Origin of the sequence: Butyrivibrio sp. VCB2006 (assembly GCF_000420945.1) — a bacterium.
Classification (GTDB): Bacteria; Bacillota; Clostridia; order Lachnospirales; family Lachnospiraceae; genus Butyrivibrio.
On record NZ_ATVX01000010.1, the window covers coordinates 1 to 20651 of the forward strand.

Annotated in this window: 14 protein-coding genes; 4 read left to right on the plus strand and 10 right to left on the minus strand. The window is 40.2% G+C overall.

Translation table 11 applies throughout. The features are described from left to right. Positions 1-405: 405 nt before the first annotated feature. Positions 406-1599 (minus strand): acetate/propionate family kinase, encoded by a 1194-nt coding sequence (locus G613_RS0110810; protein WP_029232648.1) that lies wholly within the window; start codon positions 1597-1599, stop codon positions 406-408. Between the two features lie 194 nt (positions 1600-1793). On the opposite strand from G613_RS0110810, the gene G613_RS0110815 reads away from it, so the two are divergent. Beyond that, on the plus strand, positions 1794-3017 hold the full coding sequence (locus tag G613_RS0110815) for a nucleotidyltransferase (RefSeq protein WP_029232649.1): 1224 nt from the start codon (positions 1794-1796) through the stop codon (positions 3015-3017). A 115-nt stretch (positions 3018-3132) separates the two neighbouring features. Then, the gene (locus G613_RS0110820) at positions 3133-5244 is read left to right on the plus strand and encodes a Crp/Fnr family transcriptional regulator (protein ID WP_029232650.1); all 2112 of its coding nucleotides are present in this window, start codon (positions 3133-3135) and stop codon (positions 5242-5244) included. Between the two features lie 45 nt (positions 5245-5289). Here the strand turns inward: G613_RS0110820 and G613_RS0110825 are convergent, their stop codons facing one another. The 8 genes from G613_RS0110825 to G613_RS0110860 all read right to left on the minus strand — a co-directional run bounded on the left by G613_RS0110825 (position 5290) and on the right by G613_RS0110860 (position 16215). Continuing rightward, positions 5290-6132 (minus strand): sugar phosphate isomerase/epimerase family protein, encoded by an 843-nt coding sequence (locus G613_RS0110825; protein WP_029232651.1) that lies wholly within the window; start codon positions 6130-6132, stop codon positions 5290-5292. Further along, a complete protein-coding gene (locus tag G613_RS0110830; RefSeq protein ID WP_029232652.1) occupies positions 6123-8114 on the minus strand; it encodes a family 43 glycosylhydrolase in 1992 nt (663 codons plus the stop codon). The genes G613_RS0110825 and G613_RS0110830 overlap by 10 nt, the downstream gene beginning before the upstream one ends. Positions 8115-8118: 4 nt before the next feature. Further along, positions 8119-9786, minus strand: coding sequence for a glycoside hydrolase family 43 protein (locus tag G613_RS0110835; protein WP_029232653.1), 1668 nt, complete (start codon positions 9784-9786; stop codon positions 8119-8121). 51 nt (positions 9787-9837) lie between these two features. Then, positions 9838-10560, minus strand: a complete 723-nt coding sequence (locus tag G613_RS0110840) for a rhamnogalacturonan acetylesterase (protein ID WP_029232654.1) — start codon at positions 10558-10560, stop codon at positions 9838-9840. 78 nt (positions 10561-10638) lie between these two features. Then, positions 10639-11514, minus strand: coding sequence for a carbohydrate ABC transporter permease (locus G613_RS0110845; protein WP_196805055.1), 876 nt, complete (start codon positions 11512-11514; stop codon positions 10639-10641). A gap of 11 nt (positions 11515-11525) precedes the next feature. After that, a complete protein-coding gene (locus tag G613_RS0110850; RefSeq protein WP_029232656.1) occupies positions 11526-12482 on the minus strand; it encodes an ABC transporter permease in 957 nt (318 codons plus the stop codon). Between the two features lie 149 nt (positions 12483-12631). Then, entirely contained in the window at positions 12632-14317 is a 1686-nt protein-coding gene (locus tag G613_RS0110855) for a hypothetical protein (RefSeq protein WP_029232657.1), read from the minus strand. Between the two features lie 395 nt (positions 14318-14712). Continuing rightward, the gene (locus tag G613_RS0110860; protein ID WP_029232658.1) at positions 14713-16215 is read right to left on the minus strand and encodes a UxaA family hydrolase; all 1503 of its coding nucleotides are present in this window, start codon (positions 16213-16215) and stop codon (positions 14713-14715) included. 292 nt (positions 16216-16507) lie between these two features. Between G613_RS0110860 and uxaC the strand changes: the two genes are divergently transcribed. Further along, positions 16508-17923 (plus strand): glucuronate isomerase, encoded by a 1416-nt coding sequence (gene uxaC / locus G613_RS0110865; protein ID WP_029232659.1) that lies wholly within the window; start codon positions 16508-16510, stop codon positions 17921-17923. Positions 17924-17928: 5 nt separating this feature from the next. Continuing rightward, a complete protein-coding gene (locus G613_RS0110870) occupies positions 17929-18951 on the plus strand; it encodes a LacI family DNA-binding transcriptional regulator (protein ID WP_242826137.1) in 1023 nt (340 codons plus the stop codon). 48 nt (positions 18952-18999) lie between these two features. On the opposite strand, the gene G613_RS0110875 is transcribed toward G613_RS0110870, so the two are convergent. Further along, on the minus strand, positions 19000-20646 hold the full coding sequence (locus G613_RS0110875; RefSeq protein WP_029232661.1) for a glycoside hydrolase family 9 protein: 1647 nt from the start codon (positions 20644-20646) through the stop codon (positions 19000-19002). Positions 20647-20651 lie beyond the last annotated feature (5 nt).

The following is a 20651-nucleotide window of genomic DNA, read 5'->3' on the forward strand; positions in this document are numbered from 1 at the left end:
ATTGCTTCCTTACAGGAATTAAGTTCTTTCATACCTATACCCCTTCCAATTATATTGCCTTAAATAACCCGAATGCCTGTCATAGGCCCCAATTATGACAGGCATACAATATAGATATGATACCTTATCACTTCATAATTTTCAATATTTTTATTTAACGCGCAACATATATAGAAAATCTTGATACAAAATTAACACAAGATACAAGAAAGAATGCCGCTTGCGGCATTCTCGCGCCGAGCGCGGTTGCATTTATGCAACATATTCCTATCGCGCGAGTGCGCATCCTCGCGGAGCGTTTTTTATCTTATAGGAATTCCGAAGGAATTTCCTATAAGATAAAAAAATCGATTCAGCACGAAATGTACTGAATCGATTTGATAAACCTATTAACAAATACGAAGATTATTTGCAAAGAGCATATGTATCGCGAGCGATTGCAAGTTCCTCGTTAGTAGGAACAACAAGAAGTGTTACCTTACTGTCAGCAGTAGAAATGGTCTTCTCTTCTCCTCTAACCTTGTTAGCCTCTACGTCGATCTTAGCACCGATAAATCCAAGTCTGTCGCAGATAAGCTTACGAACGAAACCACTATTCTCGCCAACACCGGCTGTAAAGCAGATTACATCAACACCGCCCATAGCAGCTGTGTAAGAGCCGATGTACTTAACTACTCTGTATACAAATGTGTCTACAGCACGTCTTGCTCCGGCATGTCCGTCATTGTAACCTGCCTCAAGATCTCTGAAGTCAGATGAAAGCTCATCTGAAAGTCCGAAGACACCAGACTTCTTATTAAGAAGGTTAGTTACATCTGCTACAGAAGAATTCTCTTTCTTCATGATAAACTCAACTACTGAAGGATCGATATCACCGGTTCTTGTTCCCATGATAAGTCCCTCAAGTGGAGTAAGTCCCATAGATGTATCTATACACTTGCCACCGTCAACTGCAGAAAGAGAGGCACCATTTCCAAGGTGACATACGATCATCTTAAGATCCTTAGCATCTTTGCCAAGAATCTCAGCTGCACGCTTGCTTACAAATGAATGGCTTGTGCCGTGGAAACCATATCTGCGAATGCCATACTTCTCATAGTATGAATATGGAAGTCCGTAAAGATATGCATCCTGAGGCATTGTCTGATGGAAAGCTGTATCAAATACTGCAACCATAGGAACGCCTGGCATAACCTTCTGGCAAGCTCTGATACCGATAAGGTTAGCTGGGTTATGTAAAGGAGCAAGATCACTTACATCCTCGATAGCCTTAATTACTTCATCATTGATGATTACTGACTTAGTGAACTTCTCACCGCCGTGAACAATACGATGTCCAACAGCACCGATCTCCTCAAGCTTAACAACACCGTTCTCGGCGTTTGTAAGAGCCTCGATAACAAGCTCGATAGCTCTGTTGTGGTCTGGCATTGGCTCAACCTTGGTAATCTTATCCTTACCGGCTGGAGTATAAACAATCTGGCTACCCTCAATACCAATTCTCTCACAAAGTCCCTTGCAGATAACTGCCTCTGAATCAGAGTCGATGAGCTGGAATTTCAGTGAAGAACTTCCACAATTGATAACAAGAATTTTCATAAATAACCTCTTTTCATTATATTGATATTGTAGTTAACATGCATATAGAATAAAATCATCTACATGCTTATAGAAAATAATAGAATTCTGACTTAATTATTTTTTAGCCACATTATAATTGTATCAGTGTAAAATATATAAGCAAGGTAAAAATTGTACAAAAATAGGCAAAATTTGAAAGCGCTTACATCCACATGAAAACAATAGGTATAGTTGCAGAATTTAATCCATTTCATAATGGGCACTTACATTTGCTGAATTATTGCAAAAAAGAGCTTGGTGCCGACTATATTGTCATCGTCATGAGCGGCGATTTTGTTCAGCGAGGCTCTCCTGCCCTGGTGGACAAATTTGTGCGCACCAAAATGGCTCTTTCCTGTGGTGCTGACCTTGTTTTCGAACTTCCTGTCTGCTACTCCACAGGCAGCGCAGAATTTTTTGCCCAGGGTGCTGTATCTCTTCTTGATAAGCTTGGAGTTGTGGACCAGCTTGTATTTGGAAGCGAATGCGGTGACACTTCTCTTTTGACAGAGGTTGCCAATATTCTTGTAAAAGAGCCTGATCAGTACAAAGAAGCTCTCTCTGCCCATATCAAAAAAGGTGATTCCTTCCCGGTAGCCAGAGAAAAAGCTTTAACAGGATATATGAAGACCGCACAAGATAATAGAGAAACTGATCTTTCGGTTCTATCATCTCCTAATAATATCCTTGGAATAGAGTACATCAAGGCGCTTCTTTCACGGAACAGTAAGATAGAACCTATTGCTATCAAAAGGATCGGCGAAGCCTACGACTCAGAAGAACTTAATAGCCTTTCAAGCGCCTCCGGAATCAGATCAAGCATTACTTCCGGTGGTATTTCAGCTGATATAAGTAGTGCCATGCCTTCTTCATGCTATGAGCTTCTTTCTGAAAACACAGGTCGATTAGCTGATAACAAGCGTATCTCTGATCTTCTTCACTATAAATTATTACAGGAAAAAGAAAATGGATATTCAGTATATCTAGATGTAAGCGAAGATTTTTCAAATAAGATTTTGTCAAAGCTTGAGAAATACGAAAGCTTTGATCAGTTTTGCAATGTTCTTAAATCAAAGGACACAACTTACTCCAGGATCAGCAGATCTTTAACACACATTTTACTTGGGATAACAGATTCAAATATGGCAGCTTACAAAGAAGATGGCTACACCACCTTTGCCAGAGTCCTTGGAATGAAGGCCAAGTCATCTCCTCTTTTAAGGGAAATAAACAAGTCTTCCAAACCGCTTTTAACTAATATCAAAAATGCGCAGGAACTACTGTCTCCACTTGAATTTCGCATGTTCAAGGAGACCTTGTTTGCTACGGAAATCTATAACCTTGCCTGCCCTTCAAAAAACAATAATGAGTACCGTCTAAAGCAGATTATTTTATAAGCTTTTTCTTTTATATAATTTTAAGATTTCCCACAATGCATGCGGATTGAAGTTAACTTTTTGACGTGATAACATTATTATATGTAGGATTGTGACGTTTAATCGGAGGCATAATATGGGGCTTATCAAACTCGAAAAAGGACAAATACTTCATAAAGCAGGCACCGATGTTGTTGAAACTATAGAAGTTTTGGTCAAGGGAAGTCTTAAAGTTTCAAATCAGTTTACCTCGATTACTCTTACTGTGGGTAGTTTTGTTGGTATCGTAGAAACTCCCGGCACAGCCTACAAATATAATATTGAGGCTCTGGAGGATTCTGCAGTATACTCCTATTCCTTCGAATCCGAAGCGGATATTCCTAATGTAGTCAAATCAAACCCTAAGATTGCGCCTATTTTGGCTGCCCAATCCGTTGAATCAGCAGTAAAATGCTGTGACGTATATGAGCAGGAATATGACGATGCTATGGCCGAGTATGACCAGATTATCTCCGATTATACTGACTACCCTGCCCTTTGCATTAAGGTTGGCGAAGTAGCCAAGCAGTTTCCCGAAATAGCAGAAATCATTTCCCCTGAAAAGAGCGATAATATTTCCGATTGGGCATTTGATTTTGTAAGAAGTCTCAAAAAAAACGAGGCAACCCTAAAAAAATATGTATATCCTGCAAGTATAGAAATTGCCACCGGTGTAGTAATGCAGACCTATACCATATACACCAGGATATCCCAGGAATCTCAGCTTCTGGTAGAGTACAGAAATACTTTAAAGAAAAAAGCGGCGGCCTTTGCCAACACCATGAAAGCTATAAAGGCAAAGCTTAATGATATAGAAAATAACGGCGGAGACGGTGAAGGCACTGTAACTGTTGTTAATGCTCTGAATACTATTTTGCAGTACGCGGAAGTGCCTGCTGAAGTAGCCATGAAATTCGAAGAACAACTGGCTGCATTTAAGGCTATGAATAATCGCTATGATTCTGCAGATGAGGCCAGAGCTCTAAGAAGAAGCCTTGGAAGCACCTTCTTTGATGTATATACCCCAGCCTTCTTGAAGAGTCTTAAGGATGACAATGTTCCGACAGAACTTAAAATGTTCTTTATGTTTGGCTTTGTTGATGAGGAACTGGCAGGAGAAAAAAATACAGCAATTCTGTACAACATGGCAAAAGCCTATGTTCCGGACCCTGAAGGAAAGGTACTTCTGTGTTACGAATGGCTTAAAAAGATCTATAATCTTGAAGTTGAGCCTTCCAGAAATGAGTTTGACCAGGATTGGCCTACATATCTTCGTGAACAAAAGGCCACAGGACAGCTCAATCAGGCCCAGGTAGACCTTATGGCCGATGATCCTACAAGTAAGCTTAACTTTGAAATACATAATCTTTTTGCCCTTGGAAACAGAATGACCTTTGGCCGCATTTCAGCCTATGTTCCGGTATTTGATGCCCAGAACGTACTAAGACCTCTGGACATGGCATATCAGACAGTTGCCAAAATAAATGAATATTATTCCATGATACGAAATGTGGACTACGGAGTATTCTGCCGTTCTGCTCTCTTTTCAGATCCTGAAATCGGAGTTCCGTCCTTCCATTTTTCAGATGATATCACACCATACATGATCCTTATGCCCAATATAGGATCAAGAGCTTCTTTGTGGCAGGAAATCGAGGGTAAAAACAGAAGAACTCCCGCCAGAATGCTGGTATCTATATTTAACACAGAAAACACTGAAGAGTGCATGATAAGACTCTTTGCCGAGTTCAGATGGGAAATGTGCAAAACTGAACAGGGAATTCACTGGAATGATGTTACAGATCCTTCCCTTACTTCCATGTACTGCGATTACCTTCAGTTCTATAAAAAGAACCCTGCTCTATCCTCAGAAAACAAAGAAAAGCTCAGAACAGACCTTAAGAAATTCAGTAATAACTATAAAAATGTGTTCATTGCGGACTATCTTTCATATGTAAAGTTCGAAGCTGCCGGCTCACCAAGGTTAAACAAGGTTGTAAGAGAAATCCTGTTTACCTTCTGTCCGTTTGCAAAAGAGCTTCGTGAAAAGGTTGCAGACAATCCTCAGTATACAGAACTGATCAACCATTACAATACTCGTATATCCAACCAGACAAAGCCTGTTGTAAACATAATCAACAAGCTCAAGAAAGAAGAAATTCCAGTTCCGGAGCCTTTGATGACTCAGTACGAATTCCTGAAAAAATAACAAAAAAAGCAAGGGAGATTGCATTTGCGGCAATCTCCCTTAATTTTAGGCCATGTATTTCTTTTCAATACTCTGAATAAATTCTCTTGCAGCCACGGCATTATCAGGCTTGGTATCCTCCAATGTAGCGTGGATAAATGGCTTTTTCTCCACTGCAAACTTAACGATTGTATCGTAATTTATCTCGCCAAGACCGCAGGCCATACTCTTAACGCTGTCCCCTTCTACTACTGCATCTTTCAAGTGAATCATGCAGATATCTTTTTCCAAAAGATCAATTGCCTCTTCGAACACTTCCTGTCTCTGTTCAAAATTGTCTGTCCAAAGAAGGTTAACCGGATCAAAGATAATCTGAAGATTTGGAGACTCAATTCTATCAAGGACCTCTCTTGCTCTCTTAGGATTCCATACAATATGTCTATAAACAGGTTCAATTGCAACAATTACACCCATTTTCTCAGCATATTCGACTACAGGTTTAAGTCCGGTGATAAAAGTCTCAAGAGCTTCCTGTGAATGACAGGCTTCTTTATCATAGTGATAATCCACATTAGGAGCTCCGGTCTCAGTTCCGACCATACCTGCCCCCATAAGAGAAGCAAAACGTATATGAGCCATATATTTGTCCTGAGTCGCCTTAAGAGCAGCTGCGTCAGGAGTTGCAAGGTTAAGATAGCATCCAAGTACTGCCACATCAAGATCAGCTCTTCTAAAGGCATCTCTCATATACATAGCATAGCCCGGAGTAAGTGCATTTGTGTCTGCTGTAAATCCCGGGACCTTAGAAAGAGCTATGTGAGTGCAGCTAAAGCCCTGTCTCTTAATCTCCTGTAATCTTTCCTCAAATGGTAACTGTACTGTATCATGAAATCTAATTCCTATCTGCATAACATTTCCTTTCCTTCGTATGTGGGATTATGAAAACTCACATAAAGTTCATTATCAATACCGCCATATGCATACATACCAACAAGAGCACCTGTAAATCTCTTTCCCTTATCATACCCCTCATCACATAGATAATAAACCTTTGATAATGTAGCAAATGTGGTCAATTCTGAATCATTCAAATCCTTATCAGTAATTATTCCATAGCAAAGGCTTCTTTTCAAATGGTCTGTTGTCATTTTAAGTTCAATCTGACTACACTCTGCCAGCAATGGCTCCTCGCTGTATATATAGCTGTCAATTTCCCCTATATGTTCATTAGAATACACCAGTATTTTGTTGTCTTTTTTGATTATTCCAAATTCCAAATAAGTATTTTCGTCGTAGTAGCCGCATATTCCTGCTGTTTGGCCCTCAGTAAGGTTAGGTATGTCCATAACAACAGTATATTCAAAAGAAAAATCGCATTGTCTTCTAAGTACAATATTTCTGCTGTCTATGCTGCTAAGAGGCATTTTGCTTCCACGAATAATGAATGTTTCACTACACTCATCAATGTCCCTAATATACTTAAGAGCATCTTTTTCCAATGGCCTTGGTGTCATGTAGTCAAACGGAATACCACAGGGAGATATTTGCGCATTATCACTGTTAATTGAATCTCCTACAGTCCATTTTCCCGATTTCACTTCACCAGCTTTTTCAATATAAGGTTTAACCTGCATACAGGACGGTCCCTTTAGATTATTAACTATCGGCCAGCCATCTGCAGTCCAGGTAACAGGGTCAAGTGCTGTCTCTCTTCCGAGAATACTGTATCCATCCCCTATTTTTCTGCCGCATAGATATACCATAAACCATCTGCCATCAGGGGTTTCCACAAGATCTCCATGGCCACAGCGCTGAATTGTAGCACCTTCATCATTCTGTCTCATAATCGGATTATAGGGACATGGCTCATAGACTCCCATAAGTTCTTTACTTCGCGACACCGTCACTCTATGCCCCGGGCCTGTACCGCCCTCAGCCTGAAGCAAATAATAATATCCGTCCTTTTTGTATATATGAGGTCCTTCAGGAGCTCTTTTGTTACTTCCATAGTATAAGAGCACCGGCTCCGAAATCTTTTGGGTGCCTGTTTTATCCAGTTCAAAAATCCGGGCTCCCCTGTTTAAAAGCATGTATCTACGGCCATCATCGTCATTAAAAAGTCCCGGATCTATTCCATCCTCATCTATAAAAACAGGCTCTGAATATGGTCCCTCAGGTTTATCAGAACACACAATCATCTGCCTTCTGTACACCGGTCCTATATCATTAAGCCTGTATGTTGCCGCAATATAAAACTTTCCTTCGTAGTAGCTTATATCAGGGGCCCAGTAGCCTCTGCCCCCTTCCAGGCCATCAAGATAAGACCAATCCGGGTTAGTGATAGCATGGCCTATAATATCCCAGTGAATCAAATCCTTGGAATGGGAAATTGGAATACATGGGAAAAAGATAAATGAGGAATTTACCATGTAATAGTCATCCCCCACTCTACATATGGAAGGATCAGGAAAGAATCCGGTCCTGATTGGATTTCTGTAAAAATCCTCATACCTGTGGCCGTATTTTTCTGCAAGATAATTATCTATCTTCACAAGACCTGAGCTTTTATCCATAGATAGTTTAGCAGCCTCTAAAGCACCACATCTATCTTCCTCTTTTTTCTCATGTGATTTAAGCGCATCATTCTCTCTCTTCACAATATCCCAGGGAGTAACAAGATCCTCATCTCCCTGAAGTGGGTCCAATCCGCACCGCTCCACAAGATATATAAACATCTCAGGATTACCGGACATAGCCGCATAATGAAGCACAGTCCTGTGGTTATCAGCAAATTCATTGAGACTTGCCTTGGAATACTCTACTATCCATTTAAGCAGCATAAAATCACCATTTTGTGCTGCCTCATAAATACTTACTCTTCCAACATCCATGAAATTACACCTCGTGAATTTCCACTGATTTAAATCTTGCAAAACCTCTCGTTTCAGCTATATTTGTAACACCTTTTGCAAGTGCAAAAATGCCAATCTTGGCTCCAACCCAGGTGTGGTCGGAAGGCGTATAATCAACGTTAAGATCAAGAGCTGTGGATACATCCATATCTTCATTCAAAGTAATATACATCTTAAGACTGGGTGTATTATCCTTGTCATCAACGTTCTTATAATACAAATGCTCTGATGTAATAGTCTTATCTTCGCAGTCAAAAACAAGATGAAATCTGATATTTTTAAGCCCGTCTTCCAAAGAAATACCATAATCACGGCATAACTTTCCAAATTCAAATACATTCAAAAGCTTTTCTTTCTTGTCGCCATCTCCGCCGTAAGACTCTATAACAATAATTTTATACTTATCGTTCTCACGTTCAATATAGGCAGCCATATACTGTCCGCCTGTCATACATACACCGGCTCTGTTCCCTGGCAAAAGACCTGTCGCATCAAGCCTGATATCTCCTGTAAAAAGAGGATACACAAGCTTCTGAGTAAGTACATTTGAGCTTTTCCATATGACTGGTTCATCCTCGCCTGATGAATTAAGTGCATAGAGCTTTAAGCCCTTTTGACTTCCGCCTGCAAAATAATCCTTATGATTTCCGAGCCATTGCCACATAAGTCCAAAGGAGCCTTCCTCAAAATAATCTGATGCATCCAAATAGCAAGGCTCATCACAGATAACTGTATTTGGCTTATTCATCTCTTTTACCGGCTCACCCGCATCATCAACATCAGGATTTATACCTATTATGGGCCAGTCATTCTTCCAGCTTACAGGCTGAAGGTGGCAGATTCTTCCGTACATTCCTCTATCCTGAAAATGAATAAACCATTCATCTCCATTTACAGTGTCCACAAGGCCTCCTTGATGAGGGCCATTAATCGGAGTATCTCCTGTATGCATTACCTCTTTGATTTCATAAGGTCCATGAATATCCCTGCTCCTTAGAACAACCTGATAGCCTCTTGTCACGCCTCCTGCAGGAGCCCAAATATAGTAATAACCATTTCTTTTGTATACCTTAGGCCCCTCTATTGTAACTGCCGCATTCCTTGGATCATTTCCATCAAAGATAAAGTGGTCCTCGGATATCGCTTTAAGACCATCACTACTCATTTCAAATATGCCTAATATACTCTTAAATCCAATCCTGCTCTTGGCATAACCATGAATAACGAAGGCTCTTCCGTCCTCATCCCAAAATGGACACGGATCAATAAGCCCTTTCCCTTCAAGGATGCAAACAGGCTCCTCCCATTTTCCAAGAGGATTCCTGGTTCTGACTACATAATAGCCTTCATCAGGCATGCCATAGTATATATAGAACATTCCGTCATGATAACGTATAGAAGGAGCCCATACTCCTTCTGAGTGTCTTGGAATGTCGTACCTTGCTTCTTTGATATTATCGAGAGCATAACCCACCAGTTTCCAGTTAACAAGATCGTGGGAAATAAGAATTGGCAGCCCAGGTGTATAGTTGAAACTGCTTGCAGTCATGTAATAGGTATCGCCTACTCTGATCACATCCGGATCTGAATAATCGGCAAAAAGTATAGGATTTCTGTATCTTCCATTCTGCAAATCTGCTAAATAAGTCATTTTGAACTCCTCTGATAGTATCCAGGTATGTTTTATGATAATCCCATACTATCATCCATTGATTTCAATGTTATATGTTTCTTTTAGATAGTCTTTGTCTGCTATCAGGCTGCAGTAGGGTTCTGCAAGTTTTGAAACTTCTTTTGCAATCATTCCTGCATAAAGCATTGCTCCTTCATAGCGAAGATGGGAGTTATCCTCTTTACCTTCCGGTGCCCAGGAAATCTCCCCCGGAGCCAGATTCATATAATACTTTTTGGATGCGTTATCTCCTGTTCCCGCCAAAAATGCTCTACTCATTGAATAAAGGTCAATCACAGGAACATCAAATTTTTCTCCGGCTTCCTTCATTCCAAGAACATATTCTTCATGCCCGGAAAACTTAAGCTTTCCATTTTCATCAAATAGTCTTCTCTCAACAGGAGTGATAAATAATGGATATGCACCTTTATTTCTTGCAGCGTTAACAAACTTACCGAGATTAACTATAAACTCACCGTGAGGATCGGTGAATCTGGCAGGGTCATTACTCTTTTCATCGTTATGCCCAAACTGAATAAAAAGAAAATCACCTTTTGTTATTTCATTGTATATAGGAGCCAGCCTGCTTTCATCAATAAAGCTCTTGGTGCTGCGGCCATTTACTGCATGGTTATAAACAACCACGTCATTTCTCGTATATCTGTCAAAAGTCTGCGCAATTCCCGTTTGAGGATAAGTTACATATTTGTTAGTAGCGCAGGTAGAATCCCCTGCCCAAAAGATATGTCTCATTTTATTCCCTTTCTGAATGAAAAAAGAGAGAAATTCAACTCGAATTTCTCTCTCATTAGTTTTCAAAGTAATACCAAATTACTCCTTAACAGCACCAACATTAACACCCTGAACAAAGTACTTCTGAAGGAATGGATATGCTGCCATGAAAGGAAGGATAGCTACAACGATAGCTGCATAGTAAAGAGTATTCTGAGATACCTTGTATGCTGTTGTAGGTGTATCACCATCCATGATCATAACCCTCAGTTTGTACTGGAAGTTAACCTGATCTGGGTTTGTAATATAAATCTGAACTGTGCTGTAATCGTTCCATACAGTTACTGCATACATAAGACCGATTGATGCAAGAGCTGCCTTGGAAAGAGGAAGCACGATCTTGAAGAAGATTCCCATAGGTGAGCATCCGTCAATCTTAGCTGCCTCAAAAAGAGACTCAGGAATGCCCTCGAAGAAGTTCTTCATAAGTACCAAGTTGTAAACGTTCATACCATGCTTGATAACAAGGATCCACATTGTATCTACAAGGTGAAGCTGTTTCATAACAAGGTATTCAGGAATCATACCACCAGAGAAGATCATTGTGAAAAGGAGGAAAAATGAAAGTGCATTTCTTCCCGGCATCTCTTTCTGTGTAAGTACGTATCCACCAAGTGTTGAAAGTACAAGACCAAGCAGTGTACCTAATACAGTTGTAACAACTGAGTTAATGAATGGTCTGTAAAGTCTAACTGTAGTAAAAATTGTAAGGTATCCGTTAAAAGTAAAGTCCTGTGGCCAAAGCATGAACTTGTAAACGCCAACAGAGTTGAATGAATCAACAAGTACTTTCCAAATAGGAATAAGAACAATTAAAGCTATGATAACGAATACTATATAGTTGACAACGTCAAATGCATGTACTTTATTTCTCTTAGCTTTCACACGCATTGGAGCCTGTTTAACCTGTGCCATAATGTCCCTCCTTAAATAATTCCGCGTCCACGGATCTTCTTACTAGCCCAGTTACATACAAGAACAAGTACGCAACCAACTATAGATTTGAACAAACCAACGGCTGTGGTATATCCATAATCAGGAATAGCTGTAAGGAAGGTCTGACGATATACATATGTTGAAATAACGTCTGATACATCAAATACACGGTTGTTATATAAAACGAATACTGATTCAAAAAGGTTAAGAACCTTTGCAAGGTTAAGGATCAGCACGATAATTACCGTATTCATAAGTGCTGGTACTGTAACATACCAAATTTTCTGAAGTCTTGAAGCACCATCTATGTCAGCTGCTTCATAAAGCTCAGGGTTAATACCTGATAGTGTTGCAAGGAAAATAACTGTTCCCCAACCTGTCTCTTTCCAGATATTGATAATGTAGAAAATAGGTCTCCATAATGACTTAGTATGGAGGAAGTCAATACTCTTAGTAATAAGATCCATTGACTTAAGTGTTTCATTTACAAAACCAGTTGATGAAGTAGAAAGGAACAACTGGAAAATAGCTGCTACTACCGCCCATGACATGAAGTGAGGCAGATAGATAATAGTCTGCAAAGACTTCTTAGCAAACAAATTATGCATTTCGTTCAGGAAAACTGAAACAAGTACAGATGTAAAAGTTGTAATAAGCAACTTAGTGATAGATATTTGTAGCGTATTTGTAAAGGCTGTCCAGAACTCCTTCTTACCAAACATAGTCTCAAAGTTCTTAAAACCAACCCATGTGATGTTCTTCAGCTTATACTGGTAAAATGCGTATCTAACGCCGAGCATAGGCCAATAATAAATTATGATTACGAAAACTAGTACCGGAAGAAACATCAAATAGTATCCACGGTTGTTCCAGATACGTGTACCAAGAGGTTTCTGATTGATAGGAGCACCAGTGGATGTAGTAGTAACGTTCTGTTTCTTACTCATTGCATCCTCATCCTTTCACAAAAAATCGTTAATTTTTTTCAATTTAATTATATCAAAACACGAAATTTCTTCAAAAAAATCCCACCCTCCAAAAGAGCTTTTCCCTTGGAGGATGGGAAAAAGTCAAATCTTTATTAGCAAAAAGCTAATTACTGAGCGTTGAGCTCGTCAAGAATCTGCTGAGCGATATCGCCAAAGTCAGCCTGGTATGTAGCTACAGCTTCCTCAGGTGTGATCTCACCAGCGATTGCCTGCTTCATAAGAGTTGTCTTCTCTTCTACAAGAGCTGCCTCGTTCTCTGTAAGAGTATCGCAAGAAGCTGCTGCAGGAGCGTCAACACAGTTCTCTGTGAAGAACTTGTTACCAGCCTGTACAAGCTCGTCGTTATCAACGTAACCGTTTGTAAGAGGAGCAATTACAAGTACTGGATCGAGGTGGTTCTTCTTCCATACAGAGTTAGGGTCGTTAGGAGACTGCTTAAGGTGGAACTGACCCTCTTCATATGAATAATCCTTCTTCTTCTCTGGATCATCAGCGTTTGTTGTGAACTCTTCAGCGTGAATTGACCAGTGAACATCCTCAGCACCATATGTCCAAAGTGTCTGAACCTTGTCACCATCAAGCATTGTCTCAAGAAGAGCATCGAAGATAGCCTGCTCACGAGCTGAGTTGCCATCCTGATCATCTGTGATTACCCAAACTGGAGCTTCTCTGTTGAGGTATCCGCCCCATGTATCTTTGATTTCCTGGATAGGAGCAAGCTGTACAAGTCTGTCGTCGCCGAGCTCGTTGTCAACTTCCTGCTTCTCCATGTTTGTTGTAAGTGTTCTAAGCCATGTACCAGCCCAGTATGTGAATACACCTTCTGATGTTGTCTGATCGTTTGAGAAGAACTTCTCACGAGCCTGCTTTGTTCCAGCATCCTCTGTATCAGGATCGATAACGCCATCAGCTGCACCCTGTGCAAGTCTTGCAAGAGCGTCTACAGTAGCCTGCTCCTGGAATCCATCTACCCAAACACCATCCTTCTGATAGAATGAAGGATATGCGCCCTGCCAGAACTCTGGCATGTAGTTGATGTATGGAGCCTCATCAAGCTTACCGTAACCAGCTGCGATAACACCGTATGTACCAGCTGATCCGTTTCCATCAGGATCGTTCTCTGTGAATGCCTTAAGCATTGCATAGTAGTCATCGAAAGTCTTGATATCGTCAGCCTTCATGCCAACTGCATCAAGCCAAGACTGCTTAATGTATGTAACACATCCGTTACCATATGTAGGAGCGAATCCATAAAGGTGTCCGTCCTTGTCCTTCATGTTCTCGTTAACTGTAGGAAGAGTTACACGAGCCTGGAACTCAGCGTTTGCATAAGCATCAGCCATATCCCAAAGAAGGCCTGTTGTCTGGTACTGTCTAAGCATTGTAGCGCTCATGATAAGAGCATCAGGATAAGATCCGTCACCAGGCTCGCCTGTAGTAAGAAGACGTGAAACTGTTCCTGAGTAATCTGAGTGGTCAAGCTGGTTGATAACAAGATCAACTGGGTGGCCAAGTTTCTCAGCTACAGCAGCTTCCCACTGCTCTTCGAACTCTTTCTGTCCGCTCTCTACTGTTGCTGTAAGTGTTCCGTCAACAACGATGTTAAGAGTCTCAAGTGTGTACTCCTCAGCTGCATCTGCACCAGCTTCTGCTGTAGCATCGCCAGCTTCTGTAGCTGTTGTGTCAGCAGGTGTCTCTGCAGGTGTCTCTGTAGGTGCTGTCTCGCTACCGCAAGCTGCAAGAGAAGCTACCATTGCTGTTGAAAGAAGTAATGATAAAACTTTCTTTTTCATTATTTTTGTTCCTCCCAAAATAATTTTTGAAAATAAAATGTAAGCGTTTTCACTTGCTTATGTACGTACTTTATCACGGATTAAAATCCATTGCAAGCATGAATTTTGTAGGATTTGTAACAAAGTTGTTCACTTTTTTCGGAAAGTGGCGTTTTTACTGCATTTCCGAAAGTGCTTACATGTAAAAATTAACAAGAATTTTTTTAACAAACTATGAACAGATTTGAAAACCGATGGATATTTAACTACATTTTCCACAACGCAACCGGTTTCCGTTTGTGCATCTTGCACAACGGCAAATTTTAAAATATTCAGTTCATGCTGATGGCTTATCACAAATTGCTTACATTTATTACAAAACCACATTCAGGTCATGTTTGCGTAAGTCCTTACATTTATAGAGTAACGCCTCTCTTCCAAATAGCCATATCATGGAATCCGGCCTCTTCACTCTTAAGTTTTTCTCCGGAAGCTGTTCTCAATATCTTGTCAAACAGTTCATCTGTAAGTTCCTCAAAGGTTCTGCCCTCAAGGATCTGGCCTGCTCTGAAATCAATCCAGTTGCTCTTCTTATCTGCAATAGTATTATTACTTGCAATTTTCATAGTAGGTACTGGACATGCAAATGGTGTTCCTCTTCCTGTTGTGAAAAGAACTATCTGAGCGCCAGCACTTGCAAGAGCTGTTGCTGCACAAAGGTCATTTCCAGGAGCACAAAGAAGGTTAAGGCCTGTTACATCAGTCTTTTCACCATATTCCATTACATTCATTACAGGGTAATCACCTGACTTCTGGGTACATCCAAGAGATTTATCCTCAAGAGTTGTGATACCACCAGCCTTGTTTCCAGGTGAAGGATTCTCGTAAATAGGCTCGCCCTGCTTGGTGAAGTAATCCTTAAAGCCATTTATCATATTAACTGTATCGTTAAATGTAGCTTCATCCTTACATCTGTTCATAAGGATTGTCTCTGCGCCAAACATTTCAGGAACCTCTGTCAGGATAGATGTTCCACCACACTCGATAATTCTGTCTGATATTCTGCCTACCAATGGATTAGCAGTGATTCCGGAAAATCCATCACTTCCACCGCACTTAAGTCCAATTACAAGCTTAGAAGCATCAACTTCCTGCCTCTCATCCTTAGAAGCTACTTCTATAATTTCTTTTAAGAGATTAACTCCGTCCTCCATCTCGTCATCAGACTGCTGAGATACAAGGAACTTAACTCTTGATTCATCAGCCTTTCCTATATAAGGCTTAAGAACATCAATGTTGCTATTCTCGCAGCCAAGACCTAAAACAAGCACACCGCCTGCATTAGGGTGATTAATAAGATCTGCTAGAATTGTTCTGGTATGCTCCTGATCATCTCCAGTCTGAGAGCAGCCATAGTTATGTGTAAATGCGACAACCTCATCTACGCTGCCCTTCACAAGTGCATTAGCCTGTTTAGCAAGAGCTGTTGCAATGTTATTAACGCATCCTACAGTTGGAATGATCCAAACTTCATTTCTGATTCCAACCTTGCCATTTGCTCTTACAAAGCCCTTAAATGTGGCCCTTTTAGTACCCATCAATGAAATCTTTTTATCTATATCTTCCTTATTAGGCTCATATTTATAATCAAGAATTCCCTCAAGGTTTGTCTTGATATCATGAGTATGAACCCATCTTCCTATACTTATATCCTCTGTAGCATGCCCAATAGCATATCCGTATTTGATAACATTATCATTAGAAGAAAGATCTTTAATTGCTATCTTATGTCCGGCTGGAATTTCCTCTTTAGCCGCTATTTCTCTGCCATCTGAAAGAGTAATGCTCTCTCCCTCTTTAAGCGGCTCCAGACATACAACAACATTGTCTTCCGGATGAATTTGTAGATATTTACTCATATAACCTACCCCTTTTTCTCTAAAATGCTAAATGTAAGCGTTTACATTTAAACTATATTATTACAGTAACGTTTAGTCAATAAATTTTTAGTTAACGCGTATTCTCTGAGTTATATTATATATTAATTTTAACGTTAAACTTTTTGCTATTGTATTTGATTTCTCGGTCTTGTATAATACTTTTGAAAAAATATATGAAATCGCTTACATATTTTTTACATTTTAAATTTGTGGGTCTAGTTTCACTTGCTAAGAACTACTAAACTATATGAATATTGTGGAGGTAAATTGGATGAAAAAGTTCATGGATGAAGACTTTCTGCTCCAGAGTGAACCTGCCAGAAAGCTATATCATGAATATGCTGAGAACATGCCTATTCTTGACTATCACTGCCATATCAGCCCCAGAGAAATTGCTGAAGATCGTCACTTTGAGACAATTACTCAGGTTTGGCTTGGTGGAGATCATTATAAATGGCGTCTTATGAGAGCCTTTGGTCTTGATGAGAAATACATGACCGGAGATGCTTCCGACAAAGATAAATTCCTTATGTTTGCTAAATGCCTTGGTAAGGCAGTAGGTAACCCACTTTATCACTGGGCTCACCTTGAACTCAAGAAGTACTTTGGTTACGACGGAGTTCTTAATGAGAAAACAGCTGAAGAAGTATACGATATCTGTAATAAAGTTCTTCAGTCTCCTGATATGAGTGTTCGTAAGCTCATCAAGATGAGTAACGTTACTTTAATTTGTACAACAGATGATCCTGTTGACTCTCTCGAGTGGCACGACAAGATCAGAGAAGATAAATCTTTTGATGTTAAGGTTCTTCCTGCTTGGCGTCCTGATAAGGCCAAGAACATCAGAAAGCCTGAGTTTGTTTCATACATTAATACTCTTTCAGAAGTAAGCGGTGTTAAGATTGATTCTTTTGAAAGCCTTAAAGAGGCACTTAGAATAAGGCTTGACTACTTTGCTTCCAAGGGATGCAATGTTACAGACCATGCTCTTGAGTATGTAATGTACAGACCAGCATCTGCTGAGGAAATCGAGAAGATCTTTGCAAAGCGTCTTGCCGACGAAGAGCTCTCTTACGAAGAAGACCTCAAATATCAGACAGCATTTATGCTCTTTGAGGGAGAAGAAATTGCCAAGAGAGATTGGGTAATGCAGCTTCACTTTGGATGCAAGCGTGACAACAATACTCCTATGTATGAAAAGCTTGGTCCTGATACCGGTTTTGATACAATTGATGCTTACTACCCTATGGGCGAGCTTGCAGATTTCCTTGATGCTCTTCATTCCAAGAAGATGCTTCCTAAGACTATTCTGTACAGTCTTAACCCTAATGATGACAAGATCATCAACACTACACTTAATGCTTTCAATGAAGGTCCTGTTGTAGCCAAGATTCAGCAGGGAAGTGCTTGGTGGTTCAATGATACTAAGCTTGGTATGGAAAGACAGCTTGCATTTGTAGCTGAATCCGGTAACCTCTCAGGTTTCGTAGGAATGCTTACAGATTCACGTAGCTTCACTTCATACACAAGACATGATTATTTCCGTAGGATCCTCTGCAATTACCTTGGATCACTTGTTGAGAACGGTGAGTTCCCTGATGATTATGATATCCTTGGCGAAATTGCTGCTGATATTTCCTACAACAATGCAGTACGATATTTCAAATTTCCTTTAGAAACGAGATAAACTGTATGAGTAACCAGATGACAATATATGATATATCCAAAAAAGCTGGCGTTTCCATTGCTACAGTTTCAAGAGTATTGAACGGCAGCACAAATGTTAAGCCTCGTACCAGAAAAAAGGTAATGGATATCATCGAGCAGTATGGCTACAAGCCAAATGCTTTTGCCAGAGGACTTGGTCTTAATTCCATGAAGACCATAGGCATTCTTTGTGCTGATGCCTCTGACCTTTATCTGGCCAAAGCCATCTATTTTATCGAGCAGAATTTAAGAGAAAACGGATATCACTCAGTACTTTGCTGTACAGGTTATGAAATGGCGTCCAGGAAGGATTCACTTAATCTTCTCCTGTCCCAGCATGTAGACAGTGTTGTAATGGTAGGTTCCAATTTCATCATGAACAACGCTGAAGATAACCAGTATGTCAAGGACGCAGCTGCTACTGTTCCTATCATGCTTCTTAATGCAGACTTCGATTGTTCAAATGTCTACTGTACACTTTGTGATGATTACAAAGCCACACAGGATGCAACCGAGAAAATGTTGGATGCAGGAGTAAAAAATATCCTTTATCTCTACAATTCCAATTCATATTCTGGCCTCAAAAAGCTGGCCGGATATCAGAATGCTCTTCTTACACACGACATTCCTCTCAAAAAGGAAATGCAGCAGTGTTTCAAGGGTAGTCACGAGGATATAGATGGTGTTAAGAATTTTGTAGAATCCATCTACAAAAAGGGAATTAAATTTGATGGTATTGTTACCAGTGATGATTTCCTTGCAGTTGGAGCAATGAACTTTGCAAGAGCCAATAATATAAATGTTCCTAAGGATTTACAGATCATCGGATACAATAACTCTATTTTGACCCTTTGTTCTGAGCCTGACATATCTTCTGTTGATAACAGACTTGAAGATATGTGCATTCAGCTTGTAAAAACTCTTATCGGTACTCTCTCTCAGAATGAGATGCCACAAAAGACAATCTTTTCAGGCGAACTTATAAAGCGCGGCTCAACTTCATTTTAAAAATAATGCGATAGCTTTCACAAACGAAGGCTATCGCATATTTTTTACTTATTTATTAAGCAGGCCTGCAAGAACGAACACAAGCGGAGAATTCCAGTAGATTGTAATTTCATTTAGTGAGTAGCAGGCAATGTCGTCCAGATAGCATTTCATTGGAGGTAGGTCTTTTCCTCTAAGTTCCTGTGCCTTTTCATCGTGAAGACCAACATTGGGGCCTCCGGAAACAAGTCCTGGCCAAGGCTGTTCAATATCATCTATAGCGGTGGGACGAAGATGGGGATTCTTATATGCCTTCTCTCCGTTTCCTGTCACATAGCTTACATCCATGCTATTGCAGCCAAGAAGATAATCAAGTCCCGATTCTATAGCGTTCCTATAGTTCTTCTTTGAATCGAGTCTATAAGCTACAGTAAGTACCATCAGATACTTAAGAAGCTCCATATTACTTCCCCAAATGAAATCTTTTTTATCCATGCAAAGTCCAAAGCCATTTCCGGATGCAACTAAGACAAGTCTGTCAGCTTCAGATAAAAAGCTGCTTCTTGCGTTCAGGCAAAGAGTATTATCTTCTCTTTTTAGAATAAGAGATAAATTGCCAAGGCCGGCTACTTCTGCCCATCCAAGGCATGTAAATACATCTCCCTGATATCCCTTTTTCTGAAGCTTCTTATCAAATGCTGCCAGTCTCTCCTTTAGTGCCATAGCCTCGCTATAGTATTTACCGTCAGAGGTTGCTTCATACATTGAGCACGCCGCCCAAAATCTGTTTGATATATCCTCAGCCTCATCATACTGGCCGGTGTTGGAACCTTCCGGATTGAAGAACAAAAGCTCATCAGGATTCTCAGAAAGCCACTTATACGCTAAAAGAGAACGCTCCATAAGCTTATCGGCATATTTAGCATCGTACTCTTTATAAATTGTGCTTGCCAGCGCGAATACTGCTGCAATATCCGCTGTTGCAATTGAAGACACAGCAAATAAAAACAGCTCATTTTTGTCATCCTCGGGCATAATGAAATCGGCATGATTAAAGGTAGTAACCTTATGCCATACTGATCCGTTTTCCCTTTGCATCTTCATAAGAAAATCAAGCTCAACCTTGACCTCAGCAAGAATCTCAGGAAGATATCCCTTATCACAGCTTTCTTTTGGGATATCATAATGAACATCCAAAAGCCCCTTAAAGAAACGCACTCCATATAATAGATGAGCTACAGCAACTGCTCCTGCTGTTGAATATCTGCCGTAGTCTCCTGCATCATGCCATCCCCCTGTAACATCAACAGGTTCGGTATCTTCTCCGTAAACGGTAGCCTTTGTCATATGGCAAGGCTCATGATGATACTCTCCTGCATACTCCCTTGCGAGCGCATCACCGCATCTGAGGAAATAAAAGCACTTGCATATATCCTTCATGAGTTTGTCGTATGCATTATCTCCAATTTCAAATGTGGCGCTTTCGATTCCACCCGCAACAACTTTATATTTTCCCTTTGCTGTGAGGGCGCTGAAATCAGCAACAAATGCATCTTCTCCGGATATTTCATCTGTTCCGAAATGCTTCACATCTCCTTCAAAAGCGTTTTTACCATTTTCATCCACAACATAAAAGTCGTGAGCTTCAAAGTTCAAAACAGCTTTCTTTTCGGCATTACATAAAAAACCAACCTGATTAACAAATACTTTTTTCACCACAA

What these genes read in the sequence shown, in the direction of transcription:
- G613_RS0110810 (WP_029232648.1), bottom strand. Translation starts at nt 1,599, where the DNA reads ATGAAAATTCTTGTTATCAATTGTGGAAGTTCTTCACTGAAATTCCAG.
- G613_RS0110815 (WP_029232649.1), top strand. Translation starts at nt 1,794, where the DNA reads ATGAAAACAATAGGTATAGTTGCAGAATTTAATCCATTTCATAATGGG.
- G613_RS0110820 (WP_029232650.1), top strand. Translation starts at nt 3,133, where the DNA reads ATGGGGCTTATCAAACTCGAAAAAGGACAAATACTTCATAAAGCAGGC.
- G613_RS0110825 (WP_029232651.1), bottom strand. Translation starts at nt 6,132, where the DNA reads ATGCAGATAGGAATTAGATTTCATGATACAGTACAGTTACCATTTGAG.
- G613_RS0110830 (WP_029232652.1), bottom strand. Translation starts at nt 8,114, where the DNA reads ATGGATGTTGGAAGAGTAAGTATTTATGAGGCAGCACAAAATGGTGAT.
- G613_RS0110835 (WP_029232653.1), bottom strand. Translation starts at nt 9,786, where the DNA reads ATGACTTATTTAGCAGATTTGCAGAATGGAAGATACAGAAATCCTATA.
- G613_RS0110840 (WP_029232654.1), bottom strand. Translation starts at nt 10,560, where the DNA reads ATGAGACATATCTTTTGGGCAGGGGATTCTACCTGCGCTACTAACAAA.
- G613_RS0110845 (WP_196805055.1), bottom strand. Translation starts at nt 11,514, where the DNA reads ATGGCACAGGTTAAACAGGCTCCAATGCGTGTGAAAGCTAAGAGAAAT.
- G613_RS0110850 (WP_029232656.1), bottom strand. Translation starts at nt 12,482, where the DNA reads ATGAGTAAGAAACAGAACGTTACTACTACATCCACTGGTGCTCCTATC.
- G613_RS0110855 (WP_029232657.1), bottom strand. Translation starts at nt 14,317, where the DNA reads ATGAAAAAGAAAGTTTTATCATTACTTCTTTCAACAGCAATGGTAGCT.
- G613_RS0110860 (WP_029232658.1), bottom strand. Translation starts at nt 16,215, where the DNA reads ATGAGTAAATATCTACAAATTCATCCGGAAGACAATGTTGTTGTATGT.
- uxaC (WP_029232659.1), top strand. Translation starts at nt 16,508, where the DNA reads ATGAAAAAGTTCATGGATGAAGACTTTCTGCTCCAGAGTGAACCTGCC.
- G613_RS0110870 (WP_242826137.1), top strand. Translation starts at nt 17,929, where the DNA reads ATGAGTAACCAGATGACAATATATGATATATCCAAAAAAGCTGGCGTT.